The sequence below is a fragment of the Paenibacillus sp. JMULE4 genome, from assembly GCF_013337105.1.
Classification (GTDB): Bacteria; Bacillota; Bacilli; order Paenibacillales; family NBRC-103111; genus Paenibacillus_G; species Paenibacillus_G naphthalenovorans.
In genome coordinates, this window is the sequence record NZ_SGWF01000015.1 from 92,316 (window position 1) to 111,297 (window position 18,982).

Consider the following 18,982-nt stretch of genomic DNA (forward strand, 5'->3'; position numbering starts at 1 on the left):
TAAAAAAGACACTTCCTGTTTGGAAAGCGCCGCAACATGGCCGCTTACTGGATGCGCTGAAGCTGTTCGTAGTAAACGGACATTTGGTGCAGGCTGACGATAACGAGTGGAATGACCAGATAGCCGAAAATAAGGGCCATCATTGGCGCAAACCCGATCCATTTTCCCCAGCCTGCCTTTTGCTCGATCAATTGCTCATATTCCTGTTTGCGCTGCTCCTGCGCGTAGGCTTGCTCCGACTCCAGATCGTCGAACGCTTCTCGAATCGGCAGGCTTTGCGCCGCCAGTTCCAGCTTTTCAACCGTGCGGACGAACGGCAAAAAAGGCGCATCCTCTTTGAGCTGCGCCAACGCCTGATCCGCGCCCTGTTCGAAATGAAGCAAGCAGGTCTGCAGCGGCTCCTTAAACACGCGGGCAAACTGCTCCATCCAAATGAGCAGATGCTCGACCGACATACGGTCCATATCTGCCAGCATCGCGATGACGGCATGCAGTTGATCCACTTCATGCTTCATCTCCATCTGCCGCATACGCCTTTGGAACCACCGAACGCCGACCGGCATGGCGTAGCCGCCCCAGCCCGCGAGAGCGGCGAGGAGCGTTTCCCACCACTTCACATACTGATTGTCCAGCTTCGCGAGCTTGCCAAGGATGCGCCGAGCCGCGGTGCGAAGCTGATCGTCCGGATTCGTCGTCGGCGATTCGCTGCGGAGCAAGGCCATAACCGTTTCTTCGGTGCGGTTCTTCACCTCCTTAGCGCGATCAATGATGCGGCGATCGAGCGCCGCCGCTTCACGCGCCTTGTTTTCCTCCTCCGGCGAAAGTTGGCCGAACAAGATGCCAGGCTTCACTGGCGCATACAGGATTTGATGCCGACTTGCGGCATGCAGCGCAATAAACATCCCGAGCACAACCAAAAACGCCATGCCTCCCGCCACGATGCGCTGTACATAGAGCCATTCCAGCCGAAGTTGCGATGCGGTTTCCTTGAGCAACTTGACCATGCGGTCGGCTTCTCGGGAACCGGGGGCGGGGCTGATGCGATGTACAAGCCAGCGCATCCACGGCCACTCGTACACCCGTCTCTCCCATCTTTTTCGGCCGGTCGGTTTTGGACTCACGTCCAGTTCCTGAATGTTGCGCAGCAGGACATAGGACAGCCAAACGACCGCCATTAAGCCGATTTTCACGATCCAGCCGGCGGTGCTCGCATAAAAAGCGTCCATCGCCGGAAAGTAGTGGCTGGCCCAAGCTTCAATCGGCCGGGTAAACAGCAGCGGCAACAGCGCGATAGCGGTCAGTCCCTGCAACAGGAAACCAAGACGCTCGCGACGCAACAGTTCCAGATTCAATTCGGTCGCGAGCTTCCCGAGCGCCTTCAAGTACACGGAGCCGGTAGTGGTTCGTTTATCGCCGTACTCTTTCACCAAATGCGACAGCCCGGCCAAACCCTGCAAATAGCGATTCGGCGCGCTCTCGATGTACTGCGCCAGCCGCTGCTCCGCGTCGCTTGTTGTCAGCACATCGTATATTTCGTGTCCATGCAGCGCCATCTCATACGGCGCACCGTCCGTCGCTTCATAAATGGCTTCCTCCACCATCCCATGACGATGATAGTGGTGACGCACATCCGAGAAGAAATGCCGAAGTTGCCGTAGCAGGCGCGTTTCCAGACGATGGACGAGGTTGTCCGAAAAGATGCCGTGGCCAACCCAGAAGCCGATGGCGATCATGCCAAGCGTGACCGGATCGCGAACACCGAATGCCAGCGGAACAGCCGCTGCAATCAGCATGCCCCAAATAATTAGAGCCGTCTTCATCGTCTCCAGCCGCAGCTTCCATTCATCGCCAAGCTGGAGGATGGTCATTCGTTTACGGAGTTGAAGCAAATAGGCACGCAGAATCGGCACGCGCTCGCATAGGCGGTACAACTGCTGCAAGACGCTATACAGCGCTTGCTTTTTGCGGGCTTTGCCCGGCTTGCGCAGCGCTTCATACCGCCGAACGGCCTCTACGTCCGAACCGTAGCGGGATACCCATTGAAACGCGGCCAACATCGCGAGGAACAACACCGTCGCCGCACCGAGCAATAGGGACAGCCATTCAAGTTTCATCGCTATCCCCCCAATGAACCGCCAAAAACGCCTCGAACGCCGCCTGGTCTGGCCCGGCGAGACAAGCAGCGATTTCTTTGCGGCTTTTCTCGGATAGCGGATGAACAGCGACATACCGTCCGTCTCGGTATTCGATTACATTGCGCGCGGCATAAAGCGGTCGATCCGTCGTGCGGCGGAAGTATTCGAGCAACGTCTCCATAAACGCCGTCATTTTCTCTTCGGTCGTTGCTTTGTGGCGGAACGAATCCGGGTAGGCCACCTCCTGTTCCACCGGCACGCACTCGGTAATGCGCTCGATATAGCGATGTCCGTCCGTGTCCCTTCTCAAATGAATGTCAAAGTTGATGACACTGACAACCTGCTGCTCGGCCACTTTCTCGTTTGTAAACACCCCTGTCTTCAGCAACGAATTGCGCAGCGAGTAGACGAGATCACGGAACGTTTTGGCGTGATGCGTAAACAAAGTAAACAGTGAAGCGACCTGCGCCATCTGCACCATCCAGGCGGCAACCGGGTCGGTCGCCACTTCCCCCAAAATATTGACCGAGCCGTCCGTTTTTTTCTGAATGTCCAGCCCGTCCTGCCCGGAGATCGTTTCCGTTTCCCGCAAACTTACAATGTTGCGATCCCGGTAAATTTTCCGAAGTTGAAGCTCAAAGGCCATTTCCTGCACCCGAATCGGTAAAATAGCCGGAATGTAGCGCACCATCGCCATCAAAAGCGTCGTCTTGCCGCTGCCTTGCGCGCCGGTAATGGCCGTAATGCGCTCGCCCATGACCAAATATCGAATCAATCCAATCGGAAGTTCGGCATGATCGTCTTGAATCAACTGTTCCAGCGTAGCGTTTTGGACATCGAATTTGCGCACAAAAAAAGCCCACGATTCACTGAACCGGGGGCGCAACACGACGACGCGGGAACCGTCGGCCATTTCATTCACCTTAAAACCGTTCGCTTCGGACAGTTGGCCGGGGAAATTATGCTTGTACACATTCTGGCACACGCGCCTTAGCTCTTGTTCCGAGCCGAAGGACAGAAAGCTCAGATGAATCGACTTTCCTTTATAAAACAGCCATACGCTGTCATGTGACTTCGGCACCTCGCGAAGTTGTGCTTCTTCCTCCAAGCTCCACTCGCCTTCCCACATCGCGGGCGGGATGCCGGACACGCCACCCGATACGCCATCGATTTTCATATCGCGGATTTCGTCGATGACGCTAAATCCTTTGTACTGCTGGTATATCCGCTGTACGATGATCTGCGTTTTGTCTTCGGCGGACAGCTTGCGCACTTCCCGCTTGTAGATGTCGCGGATTTCATCAGCGGTAATCCGGTAAGATTCGATTTCTTCGTCTTCCATGCTCCGTTTGGGGCGATCCAGTTCGTATTTTTGGATCAGTTCATCCAACGCCCTCAAACGATGTTGTTTCTTATATAGATAGAGCAGGATGTCAAACTGATCCTGTGGCGTGAGCGCTTGCGGATCGTCAAACGGCAGAAGCCGATTCAAGTTATCGTCGTCCAGTGTATAGCGCTGCTCAAGCAAATCGGTGATCACTTGCTTCACATAGGCCTTGTCCCGCAAATCACCGGACGTGCAGCCCCGCAGCGCTTTTTTCAGTTCCGCGCGCTTGTTTTTCCGGCGGCGGTATTCTTCTTCCGATAAACCATAGTCGATCAGGTTGCTGCTCGTCATCTCATGCAGCGCCACTTTCACAAACGCAGTCATCGCTTCCAGCGTATAGACTGGCTTTTCGTCCGACTGCTCCGGCAAGCGGCGGCTCATGCGCAAATAGAGCAGGACGCCGACCGCGATGAGGATGCCTGCTATGATCAATCCGTTCAAAACGAACATCATTTGCCAACGTCCTCCTTCCCGCCGAAAAGAGGATTGCCTAAACCAGCGCGCTGGGTGATCGCCTGCGCTAACGCCCGCACTTGTTGCACAAAAAGGCTGTTTTCATGATCGCGAGGCACCTTCCGGTTGCGAAATAAAAAATGAATAGCGTCTCCTTGCTGGGCGGCATCGAGCCAGCCCGTATTATGGACAATCGGGTACGCAGGCTCCCGGCGGTAAAACTGACGCATGACGTTTTTGATCGTCAACGACGAGCGAGGATCAACTTGTCCGAAAACGAGCAACAGCTTCCGATTGGACAGTAGCTGCGCCTCCACCAGCGGAAAAGCCTGCTCCAATTTGAGTATATTCTGTGGCAGACAGACGACCAGCAAATCCGCCTGTCGCAGCAGACCTCGTGTCCACTCCGACACGTCGCCGCTTCCTCCGTCGACCAACACCAGATCGTATGCCCGCCTTGTCAGTTCCAAAAGCGAGTCAAGCCAGTCCCGTGCGGACGAAACAAACGATACGTCCGGTTTGTTCGATCCCGGTAGGATGTCGAGGCGCTCGGCGAGCAGCGGCAACGTGTAATTCCGTAGCAATTTCGGTTCGAGCTTGCGGTTTTGCAATAGCCTGAGCAGCGCGTCAATTCCTACGTCGGAGGTGACGTCCGCTTTGCTTGTCCAAGATCGCCTTGGGTAAAATCCGCGTTCAATGGCTGCGTATTCACTTTGCAAATGCCCGAGCAGCAAAAGACGCGAGGAATATTCAAGTCCGAGCAGCGCGGCGGCGGCGATCAGGTTGCTCGTCGTACCGGCTTGTCCCGAAATCGGACTCCAGAACACCACAGTAAAACCCATTGCTTCATCTCCTTTCGTGCAACATTACCGGATTCACGCGCGCTTTCGGGAGCGCGCCCATGCCTGCCGAGCCGTTTTGGCATCGCAATCAAACAACTGTTGCAGCATGTCGAGCACGGTTCGGCGATACGTCCCGGACAGCCGCCTGATGTCGATGCGGCCATGATGCTGGTTGTCGAGCTCAACGGATAGATTCCGTTCGTCAAGCGGAAAGCGGAACACGGTTTCCTCCCAGCGCACAGTCTGGTGCGGCAGCAGCGAATCGATGTACGACTCAGGTATGGCGGTCGGCAAGGTGGGGGTAATCAGTTTGTAAAAGGTGAGCGGTTGTCCCTCCGCTTCGTGAAGGCACAGCCGCTGCATCAGACTCGCATTGATTTGCATGCCCAGCCGACTGTAATTGCTGCACCAAACCCGCTTGTCATAGCCCGGTAAGTCTCGTCCTTTCACAAATTCGGTGTGATCGGTGTCAAGCAGCATGACATCATAAGCCGCTTCGCCTGCGGATTGAAGGACAGAGCGCTCCAGTTGCGCTGATGTGAGCAGCCCGGTCGCCACATCGATGCCTTCAAACTCCCGCAGCGAATAGCCGAATTCCACTTGAGGCAAATAGCCTTGCATCGATTGGGCGAGTGTAGAATCCACGATCAATACCTTTTGCTCCAGCGCCGTGAGCAGCTTGCCCAGCACAAGGAGCAAGTGACTTTTGTCCGGCGCGCCGAAAAACACGATTTTTTTCATGAGGGCCTCCTTCACTGATTAAAAATGTGCTCCAATTTATCTTCGCTGGCAGGCTCTCCCGACGGCAAAGCCGGCACTTGCGGCAGTGATGGCGCTGGCGCTGGTTCCGTTTCCGGTCCATTTTCATTCGTTGTTAACGAATCGGAAGGGGAGGGCAGCGGCTGCACGGTTGGCGGTTCATAATCGACTGTTGATGATGTGTCTATCGGTTGCGACGGAATCGCTTCTTGCATGGTATTGCCTTGTTGCGTAACAATGCGCTCATTTTGCAGTTGCTGCTGAACCGTTACACTGCCGCTCGTCACACGCAGTTTGTCCGACTCGCTCATCGCTTTGAGATTGTCATCCAGTGTCGCGCGAAGCTTGCGGGCAAGCTCGGTTGTCGCTTTTTCGAGCAGGTTCGGATCATGTTCCATCAAATCGAGCACCTTCGGATTGGCAGGATAATTGACCACTGCCGCTTCCTGCAATCCAGGCTCGATATAAGGCAGGGCATACAGACGAGCGCCTTGCAAGTAGGCGTCGATAATCGCACTTGACGTTTGCAAAATATCCAGCTCATTCATTTCCAGCCAGATGACCGTGCCCGATAACTCCCGCGCTTTCTTTTTTGAAAGCAGGACAAAATCCTCGCCAGTCGGGAAGTTGATTCTCACGTCAATGTACTGCCCCTTTTGCAAATTGGAGGGAAGCTGAATGACATGAAACTCCTGTAACCGTAAATCCTTGGGGATCGGTGCGCCCTCGTACAGCATCGATGGCATCAACGGCGTGCCTGGCTGCAATTCGATTTTGACTCTTTTGCCAATGACCGAATTTTGATCGGTAATCATCCCGGATGGCACCAGACTCGCAGGCATTGTTTCAGCCTTAATGTCTTGCGCCGTCACGGTGCCGCCGGCCGGGATGGTTCGCGCCACGGTCCAGACGTTTCTGCGCGATTGTTCCTCTATCGTTTTCAGTTCCTCGATTTGCCTTTCATAATGTTCCTTCATTTGCTGCTGCTTCTGCTTTTGTTCCGATTGGTTAATCAGAGAATAAATGACCGCAGCCACAAGTAAACAAACACTTATAGCGATCGCGGTGATAATAAGCGTCTTACGGTTCCGATAAGTCCACGACATCGCTCACGTCTCCTCTCTCCTCAATACTGAAATGCTTTCGAACGTTTTACCGGGCATCGTCACGGCACTTTAGCTTTTGCTGGACCGCAGCCTGATGCTGCTCCAGCTTTTCTTGCGCCCATGCGGGCATATGCTCCGGTTTTATTAGGCCGATAAAATCCTCCCGATTCCAGCGAGACTCCTCTCCGGTATACAGATTTAACACGTAGACGGCGCGGCCTCGGGAATAGGCAGAGGTGCCAAAACCGCTTTGTGCCAATACAAGCTGATTAACTGCAGTGCGATATTCGGGACGCAACCGTTCCGGTCGGATGGCGACGACCTGGTTGTCAATGCGCATGTCTTCGCGAATGGGCTGACATTGTGCCTGGGTGAGGGGAGTTAGGGGCACCAAGACGGTTGCCCGTTCTTCTTTGAGATCCTCCAGTTCCCATTGCACACGGGAAATAAAGTCATGCATGGCCTCAAGATAATCCGCGCCAGCTGAAATCGCGTAAAATTGCTCGACACCCAACGAATTGTTTCGGGTGCAGGTACACACCATGTACGGATGATCAACATTGGTTTCGTCTATGCCAAGCAGCACTTCCACCTTCCCGATGGAGATGGCCTGATAGACTTCGTAGTTGTCCACCATTCGCTTCATTTCTTCCATCGTCCGTCTTCCTTTCCTGGCAAGTTGCGGTCTTCCTTCGTTCTCCGGTTTCGTTTGGATTGACCGGTTTCACGAGATTCCTTTTTTCGCGTGCGCGTCTCCTCCGTCTCATCCTCCAAAACTTCAATGCGGTTGAAACCCGGTTTTTCTTGCATCAGGCGCTCATACTGACGACGCCTCCCTTTTGTGAAATACATCGCTTATCGCCTCCCCAAAAATGGGCATAAAAAAGCTCTCCGTTATAGGGGAGAGTGCCAACGAACAGGATAAGTATTCAAATACAAGTTAGCGTTCCTGTTCCCGTTGCCGCTTTTTATACCAGCTTTCCAATAGTTGCACGATCAGGTCTTCCTTTTGCTTTTCGTTAAAGTCCCTCGGAAAGAAGCGGTCGATCCGCTCGCGCTGAATGGTCATCTTTTCTTTTTGGTTCGGCTTCTCCTCCGTGAGAATCGAGAAGATGACATCCACGTTAAGCCGCCCGTCCTGGCTCAGTTTTTTCATGCGCTGTGCCTGCGCCAACGATGGAGTGCAATCTTCGGACTGCATCGTCTCGTACAGAGCTTGCTGTTCTTCTTCGGCCAAGTATGAAAGCTCCACGGCCGGATTAAAGGCGATTCGTTTATCGTCCACCATTTCGAGAATGGAGGGGGTCAGTTCGGTAAGACGGATATATCTAAATATTTGGTTTTTGCTCTCTCCAACTTGCTCCGCCAATACTTCACTGGACTTTTTCCCATCTAACTTGTTCCCAACTTGGGAACGAGTTAAATCAGTTCTTTGTCCTTGCCGATTCATCGCCTCCAGCTTCATCTTATAAGCAAAAGCCTTCTCACTCGGCAAGATATACTCCCGTTGCAGGTTGCTATCCACCATAATGATAGTTGCTTGATCGTCGTCCAGTTCACGAACGATACAAGGCATCGTTTCCATACCTGCTAGTTCGCTCGCTTTCTTGCGCCGGTGTCCGGCTACCATTTCATAGCCGCCGTCCGCCTTTGGACGCACCAGGCCGGGAACAAGAACGCCGTATTGCTTCACGCTGTCCGCCATTTCCAGCATCGCTTCATCTGCTTTCACCTTGAATGGATGACCGGGAAAATCGCTAATTTCCGACAAAGGGATTTCCATCACCTTTTCCCGCTGCTCATCGGCGCGGCTCTCTTCGGTGGAGAACAAATCAGCGACTGTGGTCAGTTTGATGCTGGCGAGCCTGTCGTCTCTCGTTGCCAATGCCTTGCACCTCCTTCGTAAATGCGGCATACGCCTCCGCAGCTTTCCCATCCGGGTCATGGGCATAAATGCTTTTTCCCTTGGCGCTCGTTTCCGCCGCGCGAATGGATAAAGGGATTTCAGTGTTGAACACGCGCAGCTTGTCCCCGTAATCGCGCCGAAGAACGAGCGCAATATCTTTAGCGAAATTCGTGCGACTGTCCACCATCGTGAGCAGCACACCGTCCAAAACCAACTTCGGATTGATCTGCCTGCGTACGCGGGCAATCGTCTGCAACAGTTGCGTCATTCCCTTGGCCGGCAAATAATGCGCCTGAACGGGGATAATGACGCTGTCCGCTGCCGCCAGCGCATTGATGGTCAACATACCCAAACTTGGCATACAATCGATCAGAACGTAATCGTAGTCAGCTTTAACCGAATCGATGTACGAACGCAAGATCGTTTCTCTGCTCATCGTATTGACAAGCGATACCTCGACAGCGGACAGTTCGATATTGCCCGGCATCAGGTCAACACCTTCACTGTGATGCAAAATTCCTTCCTGTGTTTCATAGGATTCCTCCAGCATCGTTTTGACCAGCAACGTGGCTAACGATACCGACAGACTATCCGGTTCATGGAACCCTAACGAGTCCGTCAGGTTACCTTGCGCGTCCGCATCGACCAGCAAAACCTTTTTCCCATCGGCAGCCAAACCGATTCCCAGATTAACTGCCGTTGTCGTTTTGCCCACGCCGCCTTTCTGATTGGCGAGGGCGATTACCTTCGTCATCCAGCATTTCTCCTTTCACGCAAAAAGCCGATTGCGCTGAATAACAGTGCAACCGGCTTTTTGAATAGTATCTATTATAAAAAGAGAACACCGCAATAATGGCGTTCTCTTGAATATTTCTATATCACAGTGGCTTCATTTTCAAATTTCTGGCGGGCTTATTCTATCGAATTCAACATGTCTACACACACGACGTCCAAATCCATGTCCAAAACGACGGAAACTCCAATTTTGTCTTTAAGTACCTTATTTTTGAAATTCGCGCCGTCCGCCGTGAAAGTCATAAATCGCGCAAAGTGTTGAAAATAAAGGATTTCTACGTATCGATTCGTTGAATTCCTATTACGCACTCCACATGCGCGGTATGCGGGAACATATCCACCGGCTGCACCCACTCAAGGCGGTAGCCGCCGCTGAGCAGCACCTGGCAATCCTTGGCCAAGGTGGCAGGGTTGCACGATACGTACACCAGCCGCGCCGGCCGGGCTTGCAAGAGGGCTTGCAGCAGCGGGCGCTCGCAGCCGGTGCGCGGCGGGTCGACGACGACGACGTCGGGTCTGATGCCGCGCTTGACCCACTCGGGCAGCAGCTGCTCGGCGCGGCCCTCGAAGAAGCGCGCGTTCTCGATACCGCTCGCGCGCGCATTGTCCCGTGCGTCCTGCACCGCCTCGGGGATAATCTCGATGCCCCGAACCTCCCGGGCATAGGGGGCCAGCCACAGGCCGATCGTGCCTGTACCGCAGTAGGCATCGACGACCAGCTCCGAACCGCTGAGCGAGGCCGCCTCCTGCACGGCGTTATACAGCTTCACCGTCTGCTCCGGGTTGAGTTGGAAGAACGCGCGCGGGGATAAAGAGAAGCGGACGTCGCCGAGCGTTTCCTCGAGCCGTTCCTGTCCCCAGAGCACGACGGTCTTCTCCCCGAATACTAGCGGCGACTTGCCCTTATGGATATTCTGGGCAATCGTGGTGACCATGGGCAGCGTCTCGCGGATGCGCTGCACAAGCCGCCTGGAATCCGGCAGGCGGTCGGTGGCGGTAATCAGCGTCAGCTGTACATTCCCGGAGGCTTGACCGACCCGGGCGACAACGGTTCGGACCGCCCCCTCGCGAGTACGCTCATCGTAGATAGGGATCTGAAGCTCCGATAAGATCGCCTTCACCTGATCGATGACTTGATTAACCAAAGGGTGGTGTACAGCACACCCGCTGATATCGACCAAGCGGTGCGATCCTGCCGCATAAAGACCCGTAATCATCTTTTCACCTTCACGCCCTGTCTGCAATTGGGCTTTGTTGCGGTAGCCCCACGGGTCGCTCATTCCCAGAATCGGCCGCATCGGCAGCTCGTGAAGACCGGCATAGCGCTGGAACGATTCCCGCACCAGTTCTTCTTTCGCCCTCAGCTGCGCCTCATAGGTCATATGCTGCAGCTGGCAGCCTCCGCAGGTTTCATAAACGGGACAGGGCGGCTTCCGGCGGTCGGGGGACCGTTTCTCCAGTTCGATAATGTCCGCGTTCAGATAACCGGGCTCCACCTTGGTAATTTTCGCCTTGACGACTTCATCGGGCAGAGCTCCCTTGACAAATACGGCCTTGCGTCTGTAATAACCGACACCTTCACCGTTGATTCCAATCCGTTTGATCGTGACAATAATCCGGTCCCCCACTCGCACATCTTCCGCCGAGGAGGGTCCTCCAAATGAACCGGACGGCTTTTGCCCCTTGTTTCCCGGCCGATGGGCCGCTTGCGGTTTACTTCGTTGGGCAGGTTTAGTCTCCACCGTTGGGATTGCCGTAGTGTAACGCTTGTCCGGCGCGCTGTTTGGCTTACGCTTTCGCTGCTGCGGCTTATTCACATCCTGCATCATGCTGTGTTCGCTCCGTTTCCGCTTTTGTTTCTTCCACTATACCACAGAGGCATCCTTTTCCCAACGGACAACCGGTCGCGATATGCGCAGAAAAAAATGGCACTCCGGAACATGATCATGAAGTTCCAGACTGCCGCGCCGGATTGGACGATCGTTGAACCTGTCTATCTTTATCTTCGCCCGGCTTATGATCATGCAAATGAAAGACCTGCGGCGGCAGGTCCGAAGGCAGGCCCTATCAGAATCATTAATAACCAACTTCAACAGAGGCGATAACCACATAGACAAGGTCGTTTTTATCTTCTTTATCTGCAAGAACAACACCGCTGGATGTAAGCATGCCTCCATCGGTCACTTCGAAGGTTACCTCGCCGTAAGGCAGTTCTGCTCTAACGACATCCAGGTTCAGCTTCTCCTTGTCCGCAGGAACAGCCAGTCTTACATTTACCTTCATGTTGTGGATGTCGTGATCCGGAAGCACAGACCGAAGACCGGGCATGGAGTTATGATGGATGGCATTTTGAACGGCCCTGACGGCTGCCTTGGTCACGTTTTGCCCATGCAGATCAATCCCCATACCGATTTCAATAAACATGACTTTATCCATTTCCCTATACACTCCTCGTATAGTATGTTTAGAATCTTCTTTTTGAAGAATTTCCAGTTAATCTGCAGTGAAACTATGGTGGACGTAGCCGACCCGCACCGCAGCCCGAAGGGCAAGGAGCGGAAGTCGGGGTCCAGAGAGAAAACCGCTCTTTGACAACTTTAAAAAATACAATTAGGGTCTTGGACTTTTCGTGATGTTCCCAGACAATGAGCTTAGGGTCATTTGGGGAAATTCGTCTCACTCCTGTAGTTCGACTACATCTAAAGTCTGTTTCCCCAGCACTCGTTTGAACTTCTTACCCGCTGGCTGTCCCCTTCGGCAACCCATGCTCGAAGATAGCAGCTTCGAGGCAGCTCATGGACCGAAGGAAGTTCTCATATGCGAGGGTGACTGATCGGCGAGCGCGCTGGGGGCATCCCGAAGAGTCCAATTCCCTAAATCCCGAATCCAGAAGGGAGGGATCACCCTTGAAATTATTTGTCGGTATTGACGTCAGTTCAGAAGAACTGGAAGCGTGTTTCATGAATCCGGAAGGCGATACGCTTGAAACGCTCAAGGTAGAAAACAATCTACACGGTGCCTCGCATCTGCGCGACCGCATCGTGGCTGCTGCGGACAAGCTGCCGGCTTCCGAAATCCATATCGGCCTTGAAGCAACCTCGGTCTATAGCTGGCATCCGGCTATGTACCTGCATGAGGATGCCTCGCTTCAAGAGCGGAAAACCAAGGTGTTCACGATCAACCCGAAGCTTATCAACAAGTTCCGGGAAGCCTACGCGGATATGGACAAGACCGATCGGATCGATGCCTGGATCATCGCCGAACGCCTGCGCTTCGGCCGTCTCACGACGACCATCGTCATGCAGGAGCAGTACATCGCGCTTCAGCGCCTGACGCGCATGCGGTACCATCTGGTTCACAACCTGACACGCGAGAAGCAGTACTTCCTGCAGAATCTGTTCTACAAATGCAATGCGTTTCGTTCCGAAGTCGACAGCTCCGTTTTCGGCCACGCCATCATGGAGATGCTCTCGGAAAAGTTCAGCCTCGATGAGATTGCCGACATGGAAGTCGCCGACTTGGCCGACTATCTCAAGGAGAAGGGAAAGAACCGTTTCCCTGACCCGGAGCATGTCGCCCGCTGCATCCAGAAGGCTGCACGAGCGTCCTACCGCCTTTCAAAGGTCGTAGAGGATTCCATTGATCTGGTTCTCGGCACTTCCATACAGGCCATCCGGAGTATTCAGAGCCAACTGAAAGAGCTGGACAAGGCGATCGAACGCATTCTGGCTGGCATCCCCGGCGCTCAGTGCCTGCGCTCCATTCCGGGCATCGACCGGGTGTACGCCGCCGGCATTCTGGCGGAGATCGGCGACATCGAACGCTTTAGCGATCAGGCCGCCGTAGCTAAATATGCAGGCCTGACATGGCGTAAACATCAGTCCGGGGGCTTTGAGGCCGAAGATACCAAACGCATTCGTTCCGGCAACCGATTCCTTCGTTATTACCTTGTTGAAGCTGCCAACTCGGTGAAAAACCGCGAACCGGAATTCGGCGAGTATTACCGGAAGAAGTACGTTGAAGTGCCTAAGCATCAACACAAACGCGCCCTCGTCTTAACGGCAAGAAAACTTGTGCGTCTGGTCGATGTGCTGCTACGCAACGGCCAACTCTACACGCCTGGAAGGAAGGTGACAACTGCGAAGGATTAACGCCTCCTTTGCCAAAGTCCTTCACGGATTCCCAGTTAAAATCTGGTAATTAACTCGATTTTCGACTGGGTTTAGTTTGGTGTTGCCTTTTTCCCTGAGTCATCGCGTTTTGGGCCAAAATAATTTCCAATTTCCACGAATCAGGGACTTGACATATTACCGCTGGACTTTTTACTATGCGGAACTATGCGGCTCGATGCGAAGCCCAAAGCCCGGGTTCGAACCGCATGAAACATGACGCTGCGGTATTCAATTATTATTATACCTCACTGCATGTGGGCTGTCCTAAAGTTTCCGTCATACACGGCAATTGGACCTTGGACAAAAAAACAGAGGTTTACATGCGCATGCCGCTGGACACACGCATCTAAACCTCATCCTGCCAGGAGGCTCCCAAGACTTCAGCCGCCTTCCTTGGATCCCGAGCCTCGCCTTTCACATTTGTTGCAGCAATTTCTCCAGATGCCTCACCGTGGGAGTCAAATTCGCCAAAAAGTAAGCCTCACGCAGTCTTCTGGAGGGGTCGCTGGCCTGTAAGTACGCCGATCCTCCTTGATGCAGCATGTCGGCCTGAACGGCTCTCAATGTCAAGGAGACCACCTCTAATCGTAATTGCAATAATGGCTTCCATTGTTCCGCTACATTCGGGGATGTGCAGATGCGGTGCAATCGCTCCTTCAATCGATTCAGCTCATCCCTGATTTCTATCGATTGAATGGGCAAATACCGGTTGCAGCCCCCCTGTCTGTCCGCCGCTTTTTCTATAGATTCCGCCGCCGCGGCCGTGACTCCGAATCCTAACGGAATTTGGTAGAGCACAAAGACAGGCCGAATTTGGCTTACATAGTCGTCCGCCTGTTCGGATATTATCCATTCGTCAGGAATGAATACATCATGGAAGGAGCAGGAATAGGTGGCGCTCCCATTCAGGGCCAAATAACCGATTTTCTCTTTCATCGCCAGATTCTCGTTTTGGCAGGGCACAAACGCCATAATCCGCTGACTTTCCCCCACGGAGGCGATGATTGCGAACCAATGGTCCGTCCCCAGGTTCGATACCATCGGCAATTGCCCCGAAACCGAATATCCTCCCGGCACCCGCCTTGCTTTCAAATGCAATTTTTCGAGACCCGCGTAATATTTCATCGGATTCGACAACCCGGTTCCCCCGCGCAAACGGCCATCCTCAAGCAGGGGAAGTACGCTTTCCCTGAGATACGGGTTGCCGCTTCGGCGTAAATAAGTGGCAGCCGCCAGGTGGCACCATAGATTAAACCCGGTTGTCATGCAAGTTTTTGACGTTGCCTCTATGAGACCGGTATCCCGCAATAAGGTTTCGGACTGCGGAAGGCGTGATTGAAATACGCCCGCGTTGCCCAATGCCTTAATAAATTCCAGCGGGTAGAAAGCCTCCGAATCGATCTTTCTTACGACCGGCTTTAGTTTCTCTTGGATGCAGCTTTCAATAACATGTTTCCTTTCCGTCGTCCCCATTCGAGTCAACTTCCTTCCAGGCATGTTCTAATCTTTGGCTTTGGGCAGAATTTCCGTAATACTGTCAACAGGAGCTTTCACGGCCTCTCTTGCCCTCTTTACAGCGTCTTCATCCGGAGCATCATAGAAGCAGAGGCATTTGGTCATATCCTCGCAAACATAAGTTCTGGAAAAAGATACTTCCGGCACTTCCGCATAATGAACCGAGTTGTTTTTCTTACGCTCCAAATACTGATCCATCGTGATTCCTTCGGGAAGATTCCACTCGACCAAATAATTGATGGCATCCGATTTCCGCTTAACGCTCTCCACTTCCTGCCCTACCAGGCGAACGGGCTTGATTAACGTAACGGGGAATCCGAGCTCGCGCAATCCTTCGTTCACTTCCTGCCGGCTCCCGCTTTCAAAAATGAGAAAGGCTCTGGAAAAGTCCCGGGAGACCTGAACTTCAATAAGCCCAATGTTTTTTGGATCCAAGTGCTGCTGAATACCCGTAATCGTTTGCTCAAATTGCTCTTGATCTTTGACCGTTCCATTCAATACCGATTCTACCAAATACAATGCCATATCCATCTTCTCTCCTCAATCTGTGATTTTGCATAGGAATCCATACCCAAGAGGCATTCCAATACCTGATGATATAGATTATAATATTAACTTAGTATCCTTTATTAACCTAGTGAAAACCGTTGAAAAAACGTCTTCCGGAGGAATTGAACCATGAAAGAACGCTACGATTTACCGTGCAATATTGCGCAAACCCTGAATATCATCGGCGACCGCTGGACTCTTCTGATCATTCATGACATCTTGGTGGGACGAACGACATTTAACGAAATCAAGAAGTCGCTGTCCGGCATTTCCTCGAAAATGTTGTCCGAGCGGTTGAAATATCTGGAGGATACCGGGCTTATCGTCTCCAGCCTTTATTCGGATCACCCGCCCCGGTACAAGTACACGCTAACCGATAGCGGAAAGGACTTGGAGCACGTATTTAATTCGTTGATCCTTTGGGGCCGGCAGCACCTTGTGAAATGCTACAAAAAGTTGGTCCATCGAGCCTGCAGCCATGAAATCGAACCGGCCTATTACTGTCCTCATTGTCAAAAGAACGTGGAAGATATCGATGTGGTGGAAATTTAGCGCATCAGGATTCTCTGATGATCCCCCATTGCTTGTCCATCCACCTTTCCAGCAAACGAATGATTCGATCCAGGAGAAGGCCGCAAAGACCTATAAAAATAATTCCCGCTAATACGAAGTCCAGCCGCAGCTGATTTCTGGCGTCCACAATCATGAAACCCAAGCCGGACTGGGCCCCGACCATCTCTCCTGATACCAGAAATATCCACGATGTGCCTACTGCGATATGCAGGCCATTGGCGATAAACGGAAAAATAGCGGGCAATATAATTTTACTGAACAGATGGTACCGGCCGATCTCCAAATTTTGAGCCACTTTCAAATACGTCACATCCATTTTCCTTACGGCTGTCACCGTAGAAAGCAGTACCGGGAAAAAAGCCGCCAGGAAGATGATAACAATAGCCGGTGCGTTCCCGATCCCAAACCAAAGCACGATAAACGGAGACCATGCGATCGGGGAAACCGGTCTGATCACTTGCACGATAGGGTCGACAAACCCCCACAGAACAGGCAGCCTGCCCAGCAGAAGCCCCAGCACGATGGCCGTAATGGAGGCGGAAAAATAACCCGCCGCGAATCGGAGCAAGCTCACTTGCAAATGGGTCCATAACGTTCCATCCAAAAGCAGCCTCAACACCGCTTTCCCTACGGATAAAGGAGCAGGCAGCAGGGAGTCGTTATAGCCTCCAATTAGAACGATAGCCTGCCATATCACGATAAGAAGGACCATGCTGACCAAAACGTTTGTAAGAGTCCTGAAGCTTTTCATACTATCCCTTCACCTGGTCGATGAATGAATTATCTACGAAATCTTGAAAGGATGGCGGGTTATTGGATAGGCCCATTTCGATCATGTATTGTCTTAACTGTTCATAGGCTTCCTCCGTAAGTTTTAGATCCCCGTAGGAAATCCACTGCAGAGACAAATCTAATACGTCTTTTTCTATATTCATGTATTTGCGCAAAATCTGTTTGGCCTCTTCATCCTTAAGCTCCGCTTTCTCCCCCGCTTTCAATCTGGTCTTCATCCTTAAGCTCCGCTTTCTCCCCCGCTTTCAAATATTCGGTGATAAATTCCCGCGACGCTTCTTTGTGGTTATTAAGAATTTCGCCCCGCATCACCAGAGCGCAGTCCACGGAATCTTTCCAGATTTCTTCAGATTGGAATAAAGCCTTGCCTTTTTTGATCACGACCGACTTCGCGCCGAACGGTTCGGCGACAACGTAACCGGAAATTCTGCCTTCCGCCAGCGCAGCCGGCATTTCCGCCGGGGCCAATTCAACGACATCGACATCACTGTACTGGAGACCGGCTTTTTTCAGCATTTCATAGAGCAAAACATGATGTGTCGAGAATTTGTGGGGAATCGCAAACTTCTTCCCTTTGAGGTCGGCCACTTGATGGATATCGTTGGAGGCCACAATCACATTGCCGTCTTTATGCCCCAACGCAACGGCCTTCAAGTCAATGCCCTGCTCCTTCGCTTTCATGGCCAGTTCAACCAATACGGAAGCGCCGTCGATTCTGCCCGTATTCAAAGCATCCATCAAATCAGGCCAGGACCCGAATTTCACCAGCTCCAATTTAAAATGCTTGAAATGTTGTTTGCCGAGTTCCTCTTCAATGTACAGGGGAGCCGCATGGGTGATAGGCAAATATCCGATTTTAATCGTCTTCAGATCCGAATCTGCGGACGAATGGCCGGAATCCCCCTCCGTTTTCCCGCAAGCTGCAAGATGGATGAGCATGACCACAAGTAAAATTAAAATGACGGCTTTATTGCGGATGTTCATGAATATGCCTCCTGTTTTAAATACTATATTCTTCATTCGCCTGCGGGCCCGTCAATCGGAATTCGTCCAAAATCAACTTCCGGTAGTGCTGAAAATCCGAATGCCCCCTATCCCTTGGCCGGCTGGAATGAATGGGTATTTCCTTGCGAATTTGTCCGGGGCCGGCACTCATAATCAATACCCGGTCCGACAAAAATACCGCTTCATCAATGTCGTGAGTGACTAAAAGGATGGTCGTTTTTTCATTGGCATGAATATTCAAAAGCTCATTTTGCAAGTAATATCTGGTAAAGGTATCCAACGCTGCGAAGGGCTCGTCCATTAAAATAATTTGCGGCCGGATCGCCAATGCACGCGCCAATGCAGCTCTTTGCTGCATCCCCCCCGACAATTGATGCGGGAAGTGATCGGCCCGGTCCTCCAACCCTACGAGCTTAAGATAGGCAAGCGCTCTGCTCCTTCTTTCGGCTTCCGTTAAATCCAGCAATCCCAGCTCGACATTCTTCAAAACCGACCGCCACGGCAATAAACCATAATTTTGAAAAAGCATCACACAACGTTTAGCAGGTTCTTTCACTTCGATACCCGCGGTATAGATCGTTCCTCTATCGGGCGTGTCAAAACCGGCTATCAGATTGAGAAGCGTGCTTTTCCCGCAGCCGCTTTGGCCAAGAATAGAGATGATTTCCCCTTCTTTAACCTGAAGCGAGATGCCGCTTAATATTTGTTCGTTTTTACCTGCGGCCTTATATGCTTTACTCACCTCGGATACCTCTACCAAAACCCCGGCTCCCAATTTTGGTTTCACCTCCTTGCCTAACCATTGCCTATAATTCCAATTAATATAGTTGGTATTAATGTAAGGTTATTTTAGTATACCTTGTTTATTTTTGCAACCTGCTTTTTAGATAAAACCAAAATGAATAAATCTCATTCCGGCAGTTTACTTATACATGCAGGATAGGCCGGCCGATCAACAATCTATTTACTATTGACAGAATGAAAAATAAAATG

The 18,982-nt window shown here is 52.2% G+C and carries 19 protein-coding genes; 2 read left to right on the forward strand and 17 right to left on the reverse strand.

All coding sequences use genetic code 11. The features are described from left to right. Positions 1-44: 44 nt before the first annotated feature. The 11 genes from EXW96_RS16590 to EXW96_RS16640 form a co-directional block, all read right to left on the reverse strand. Positions 45-2,114, reverse strand: a complete 2,070-nt coding sequence (locus EXW96_RS16590) for a CBS domain-containing protein (RefSeq protein ID WP_127609422.1) — start codon at positions 2,112-2,114, stop codon at positions 45-47. Continuing rightward, on the reverse strand, positions 2,104-3,975 hold the full coding sequence (locus EXW96_RS16595) for an ATPase, T2SS/T4P/T4SS family (RefSeq protein WP_127609420.1): 1,872 nt from the start codon (positions 3,973-3,975) through the stop codon (positions 2,104-2,106). The genes EXW96_RS16590 and EXW96_RS16595 overlap by 11 nt, the downstream gene beginning before the upstream one ends. Beyond that, the gene (locus EXW96_RS16600; protein WP_127609418.1) at positions 3,972-4,817 is read right to left on the reverse strand and encodes a CpaE/TadZ family protein; all 846 of its coding nucleotides are present in this window, start codon (positions 4,815-4,817) and stop codon (positions 3,972-3,974) included. Before EXW96_RS16600 ends, EXW96_RS16595 begins: the two co-directional genes overlap by 4 nt. Positions 4,818-4,850: 33 nt before the next feature. Then, positions 4,851-5,558 carry a hypothetical protein gene (locus EXW96_RS16605; RefSeq protein ID WP_127609417.1) on the reverse strand — a complete coding sequence of 236 codons (708 nt, stop codon included), beginning with the start codon at positions 5,556-5,558 and terminating at the stop codon, positions 4,851-4,853. An 11-nt stretch (positions 5,559-5,569) separates the two neighbouring features. After that, a complete protein-coding gene (locus EXW96_RS16610; protein WP_127609415.1) occupies positions 5,570-6,682 on the reverse strand; it encodes an SAF domain-containing protein in 1,113 nt (370 codons plus the stop codon). 46 nt (positions 6,683-6,728) lie between these two features. Beyond that, positions 6,729-7,337: a hypothetical protein gene (locus EXW96_RS16615; protein WP_127609413.1), complete on the reverse strand. Its 609-nt coding sequence runs from the start codon at positions 7,335-7,337 to the stop codon at positions 6,729-6,731. Beyond that, entirely contained in the window at positions 7,325-7,534 is a 210-nt protein-coding gene (locus EXW96_RS16620; RefSeq protein WP_127609411.1) for a hypothetical protein, read from the reverse strand. The genes EXW96_RS16615 and EXW96_RS16620 overlap by 13 nt, the downstream gene beginning before the upstream one ends. Positions 7,535-7,622: 88 nt before the next feature. Continuing rightward, positions 7,623-8,567, reverse strand: coding sequence for a ParB/RepB/Spo0J family partition protein (locus EXW96_RS16625; protein WP_254611424.1), 945 nt, complete (start codon positions 8,565-8,567; stop codon positions 7,623-7,625). Next, complete coding sequence (locus EXW96_RS16630; RefSeq protein WP_127609407.1) at positions 8,515-9,342, reverse strand: ParA family protein; 828 nt, start codon at positions 9,340-9,342, stop codon at positions 8,515-8,517. The genes EXW96_RS16625 and EXW96_RS16630 overlap by 53 nt, the downstream gene beginning before the upstream one ends. Before the next feature lie 316 nt (positions 9,343-9,658). Continuing rightward, complete coding sequence (gene rlmD / locus EXW96_RS16635) at positions 9,659-11,212, reverse strand: 23S rRNA (uracil(1939)-C(5))-methyltransferase RlmD (protein WP_174350981.1); 1,554 nt, start codon at positions 11,210-11,212, stop codon at positions 9,659-9,661. A 247-nt stretch (positions 11,213-11,459) separates the two neighbouring features. Then, the gene (locus EXW96_RS16640) at positions 11,460-11,819 is read right to left on the reverse strand and encodes a Lin0512 family protein (protein ID WP_054818646.1); all 360 of its coding nucleotides are present in this window, start codon (positions 11,817-11,819) and stop codon (positions 11,460-11,462) included. A 470-nt stretch (positions 11,820-12,289) separates the two neighbouring features. On the opposite strand from EXW96_RS16640, the gene EXW96_RS16645 reads away from it, so the two are divergent. Then, complete coding sequence (locus tag EXW96_RS16645) at positions 12,290-13,534, forward strand: IS110 family RNA-guided transposase (RefSeq protein WP_074730232.1); 1,245 nt, start codon at positions 12,290-12,292, stop codon at positions 13,532-13,534. Between the two features lie 435 nt (positions 13,535-13,969). Here EXW96_RS16645 and EXW96_RS16650 read toward each other — a convergent pair whose 3' ends face one another. Further along, a complete protein-coding gene (locus EXW96_RS16650) occupies positions 13,970-15,028 on the reverse strand; it encodes an acyl-CoA dehydrogenase family protein (RefSeq protein WP_074729432.1) in 1,059 nt (352 codons plus the stop codon). A 27-nt stretch (positions 15,029-15,055) separates the two neighbouring features. Then, positions 15,056-15,595, reverse strand: coding sequence for a DUF4242 domain-containing protein (locus EXW96_RS16655; RefSeq protein WP_074729434.1), 540 nt, complete (start codon positions 15,593-15,595; stop codon positions 15,056-15,058). Positions 15,596-15,748: 153 nt separating this feature from the next. On the opposite strand from EXW96_RS16655, the gene EXW96_RS16660 reads away from it, so the two are divergent. After that, positions 15,749-16,171, forward strand: a complete 423-nt coding sequence (locus EXW96_RS16660) for a winged helix-turn-helix transcriptional regulator (protein WP_054818644.1) — start codon at positions 15,749-15,751, stop codon at positions 16,169-16,171. Between the two features lie 4 nt (positions 16,172-16,175). Here the strand turns inward: EXW96_RS16660 and EXW96_RS16665 are convergent, their stop codons facing one another. Genes EXW96_RS16665 through EXW96_RS16675 form a run of 4 tightly spaced genes read right to left on the reverse strand, consistent with a single transcriptional unit; the run spans position 16,176 to position 18,764 of the window. After that, the gene (locus EXW96_RS16665) at positions 16,176-16,943 is read right to left on the reverse strand and encodes an ABC transporter permease (protein ID WP_174350982.1); all 768 of its coding nucleotides are present in this window, start codon (positions 16,941-16,943) and stop codon (positions 16,176-16,178) included. Position 16,944: 1 nt separating this feature from the next. Further along, positions 16,945-17,202, reverse strand: coding sequence for a substrate-binding domain-containing protein (locus tag EXW96_RS27625; protein WP_254611425.1), 258 nt, complete (start codon positions 17,200-17,202; stop codon positions 16,945-16,947). Continuing rightward, entirely contained in the window at positions 17,162-17,968 is an 807-nt protein-coding gene (locus tag EXW96_RS16670) for an ABC transporter substrate-binding protein (RefSeq protein ID WP_254611426.1), read from the reverse strand. The genes EXW96_RS27625 and EXW96_RS16670 overlap by 41 nt, the downstream gene beginning before the upstream one ends. A 16-nt stretch (positions 17,969-17,984) precedes the next feature. After that, the gene (locus EXW96_RS16675) at positions 17,985-18,764 is read right to left on the reverse strand and encodes an ABC transporter ATP-binding protein (RefSeq protein WP_174350983.1); all 780 of its coding nucleotides are present in this window, start codon (positions 18,762-18,764) and stop codon (positions 17,985-17,987) included. Between the last annotated feature and the right edge of the window lie 218 nt (positions 18,765-18,982).

What these genes read in the sequence shown, in the direction of transcription:
- EXW96_RS16590 (WP_127609422.1), bottom strand. Translation starts at nt 2,114, where the DNA reads ATGAAACTTGAATGGCTGTCCCTATTGCTCGGTGCGGCGACGGTGTTG.
- EXW96_RS16595 (WP_127609420.1), bottom strand. Translation starts at nt 3,975, where the DNA reads ATGATGTTCGTTTTGAACGGATTGATCATAGCAGGCATCCTCATCGCG.
- EXW96_RS16600 (WP_127609418.1), bottom strand. Translation starts at nt 4,817, where the DNA reads ATGGGTTTTACTGTGGTGTTCTGGAGTCCGATTTCGGGACAAGCCGGT.
- EXW96_RS16605 (WP_127609417.1), bottom strand. Translation starts at nt 5,558, where the DNA reads ATGAAAAAAATCGTGTTTTTCGGCGCGCCGGACAAAAGTCACTTGCTC.
- EXW96_RS16610 (WP_127609415.1), bottom strand. Translation starts at nt 6,682, where the DNA reads ATGTCGTGGACTTATCGGAACCGTAAGACGCTTATTATCACCGCGATC.
- EXW96_RS16615 (WP_127609413.1), bottom strand. Translation starts at nt 7,337, where the DNA reads ATGGAAGAAATGAAGCGAATGGTGGACAACTACGAAGTCTATCAGGCC.
- EXW96_RS16620 (WP_127609411.1), bottom strand. Translation starts at nt 7,534, where the DNA reads ATGTATTTCACAAAAGGGAGGCGTCGTCAGTATGAGCGCCTGATGCAA.
- EXW96_RS16630 (WP_127609407.1), bottom strand. Translation starts at nt 9,342, where the DNA reads ATGACGAAGGTAATCGCCCTCGCCAATCAGAAAGGCGGCGTGGGCAAA.
- rlmD (WP_174350981.1), bottom strand. Translation starts at nt 11,212, where the DNA reads ATGATGCAGGATGTGAATAAGCCGCAGCAGCGAAAGCGTAAGCCAAAC.
- EXW96_RS16640 (WP_054818646.1), bottom strand. Translation starts at nt 11,819, where the DNA reads ATGGATAAAGTCATGTTTATTGAAATCGGTATGGGGATTGATCTGCAT.
- EXW96_RS16650 (WP_074729432.1), bottom strand. Translation starts at nt 15,028, where the DNA reads ATGGGGACGACGGAAAGGAAACATGTTATTGAAAGCTGCATCCAAGAG.
- EXW96_RS16655 (WP_074729434.1), bottom strand. Translation starts at nt 15,595, where the DNA reads ATGGCATTGTATTTGGTAGAATCGGTATTGAATGGAACGGTCAAAGAT.
- EXW96_RS16660 (WP_054818644.1), top strand. Translation starts at nt 15,749, where the DNA reads ATGAAAGAACGCTACGATTTACCGTGCAATATTGCGCAAACCCTGAAT.
- EXW96_RS16665 (WP_174350982.1), bottom strand. Translation starts at nt 16,943, where the DNA reads ATGAAAAGCTTCAGGACTCTTACAAACGTTTTGGTCAGCATGGTCCTT.
- EXW96_RS27625 (WP_254611425.1), bottom strand. Translation starts at nt 17,202, where the DNA reads ATGAAGACCAGATTGAAAGCGGGGGAGAAAGCGGAGCTTAAGGATGAA.
- EXW96_RS16670 (WP_254611426.1), bottom strand. Translation starts at nt 17,968, where the DNA reads ATGAACATCCGCAATAAAGCCGTCATTTTAATTTTACTTGTGGTCATG.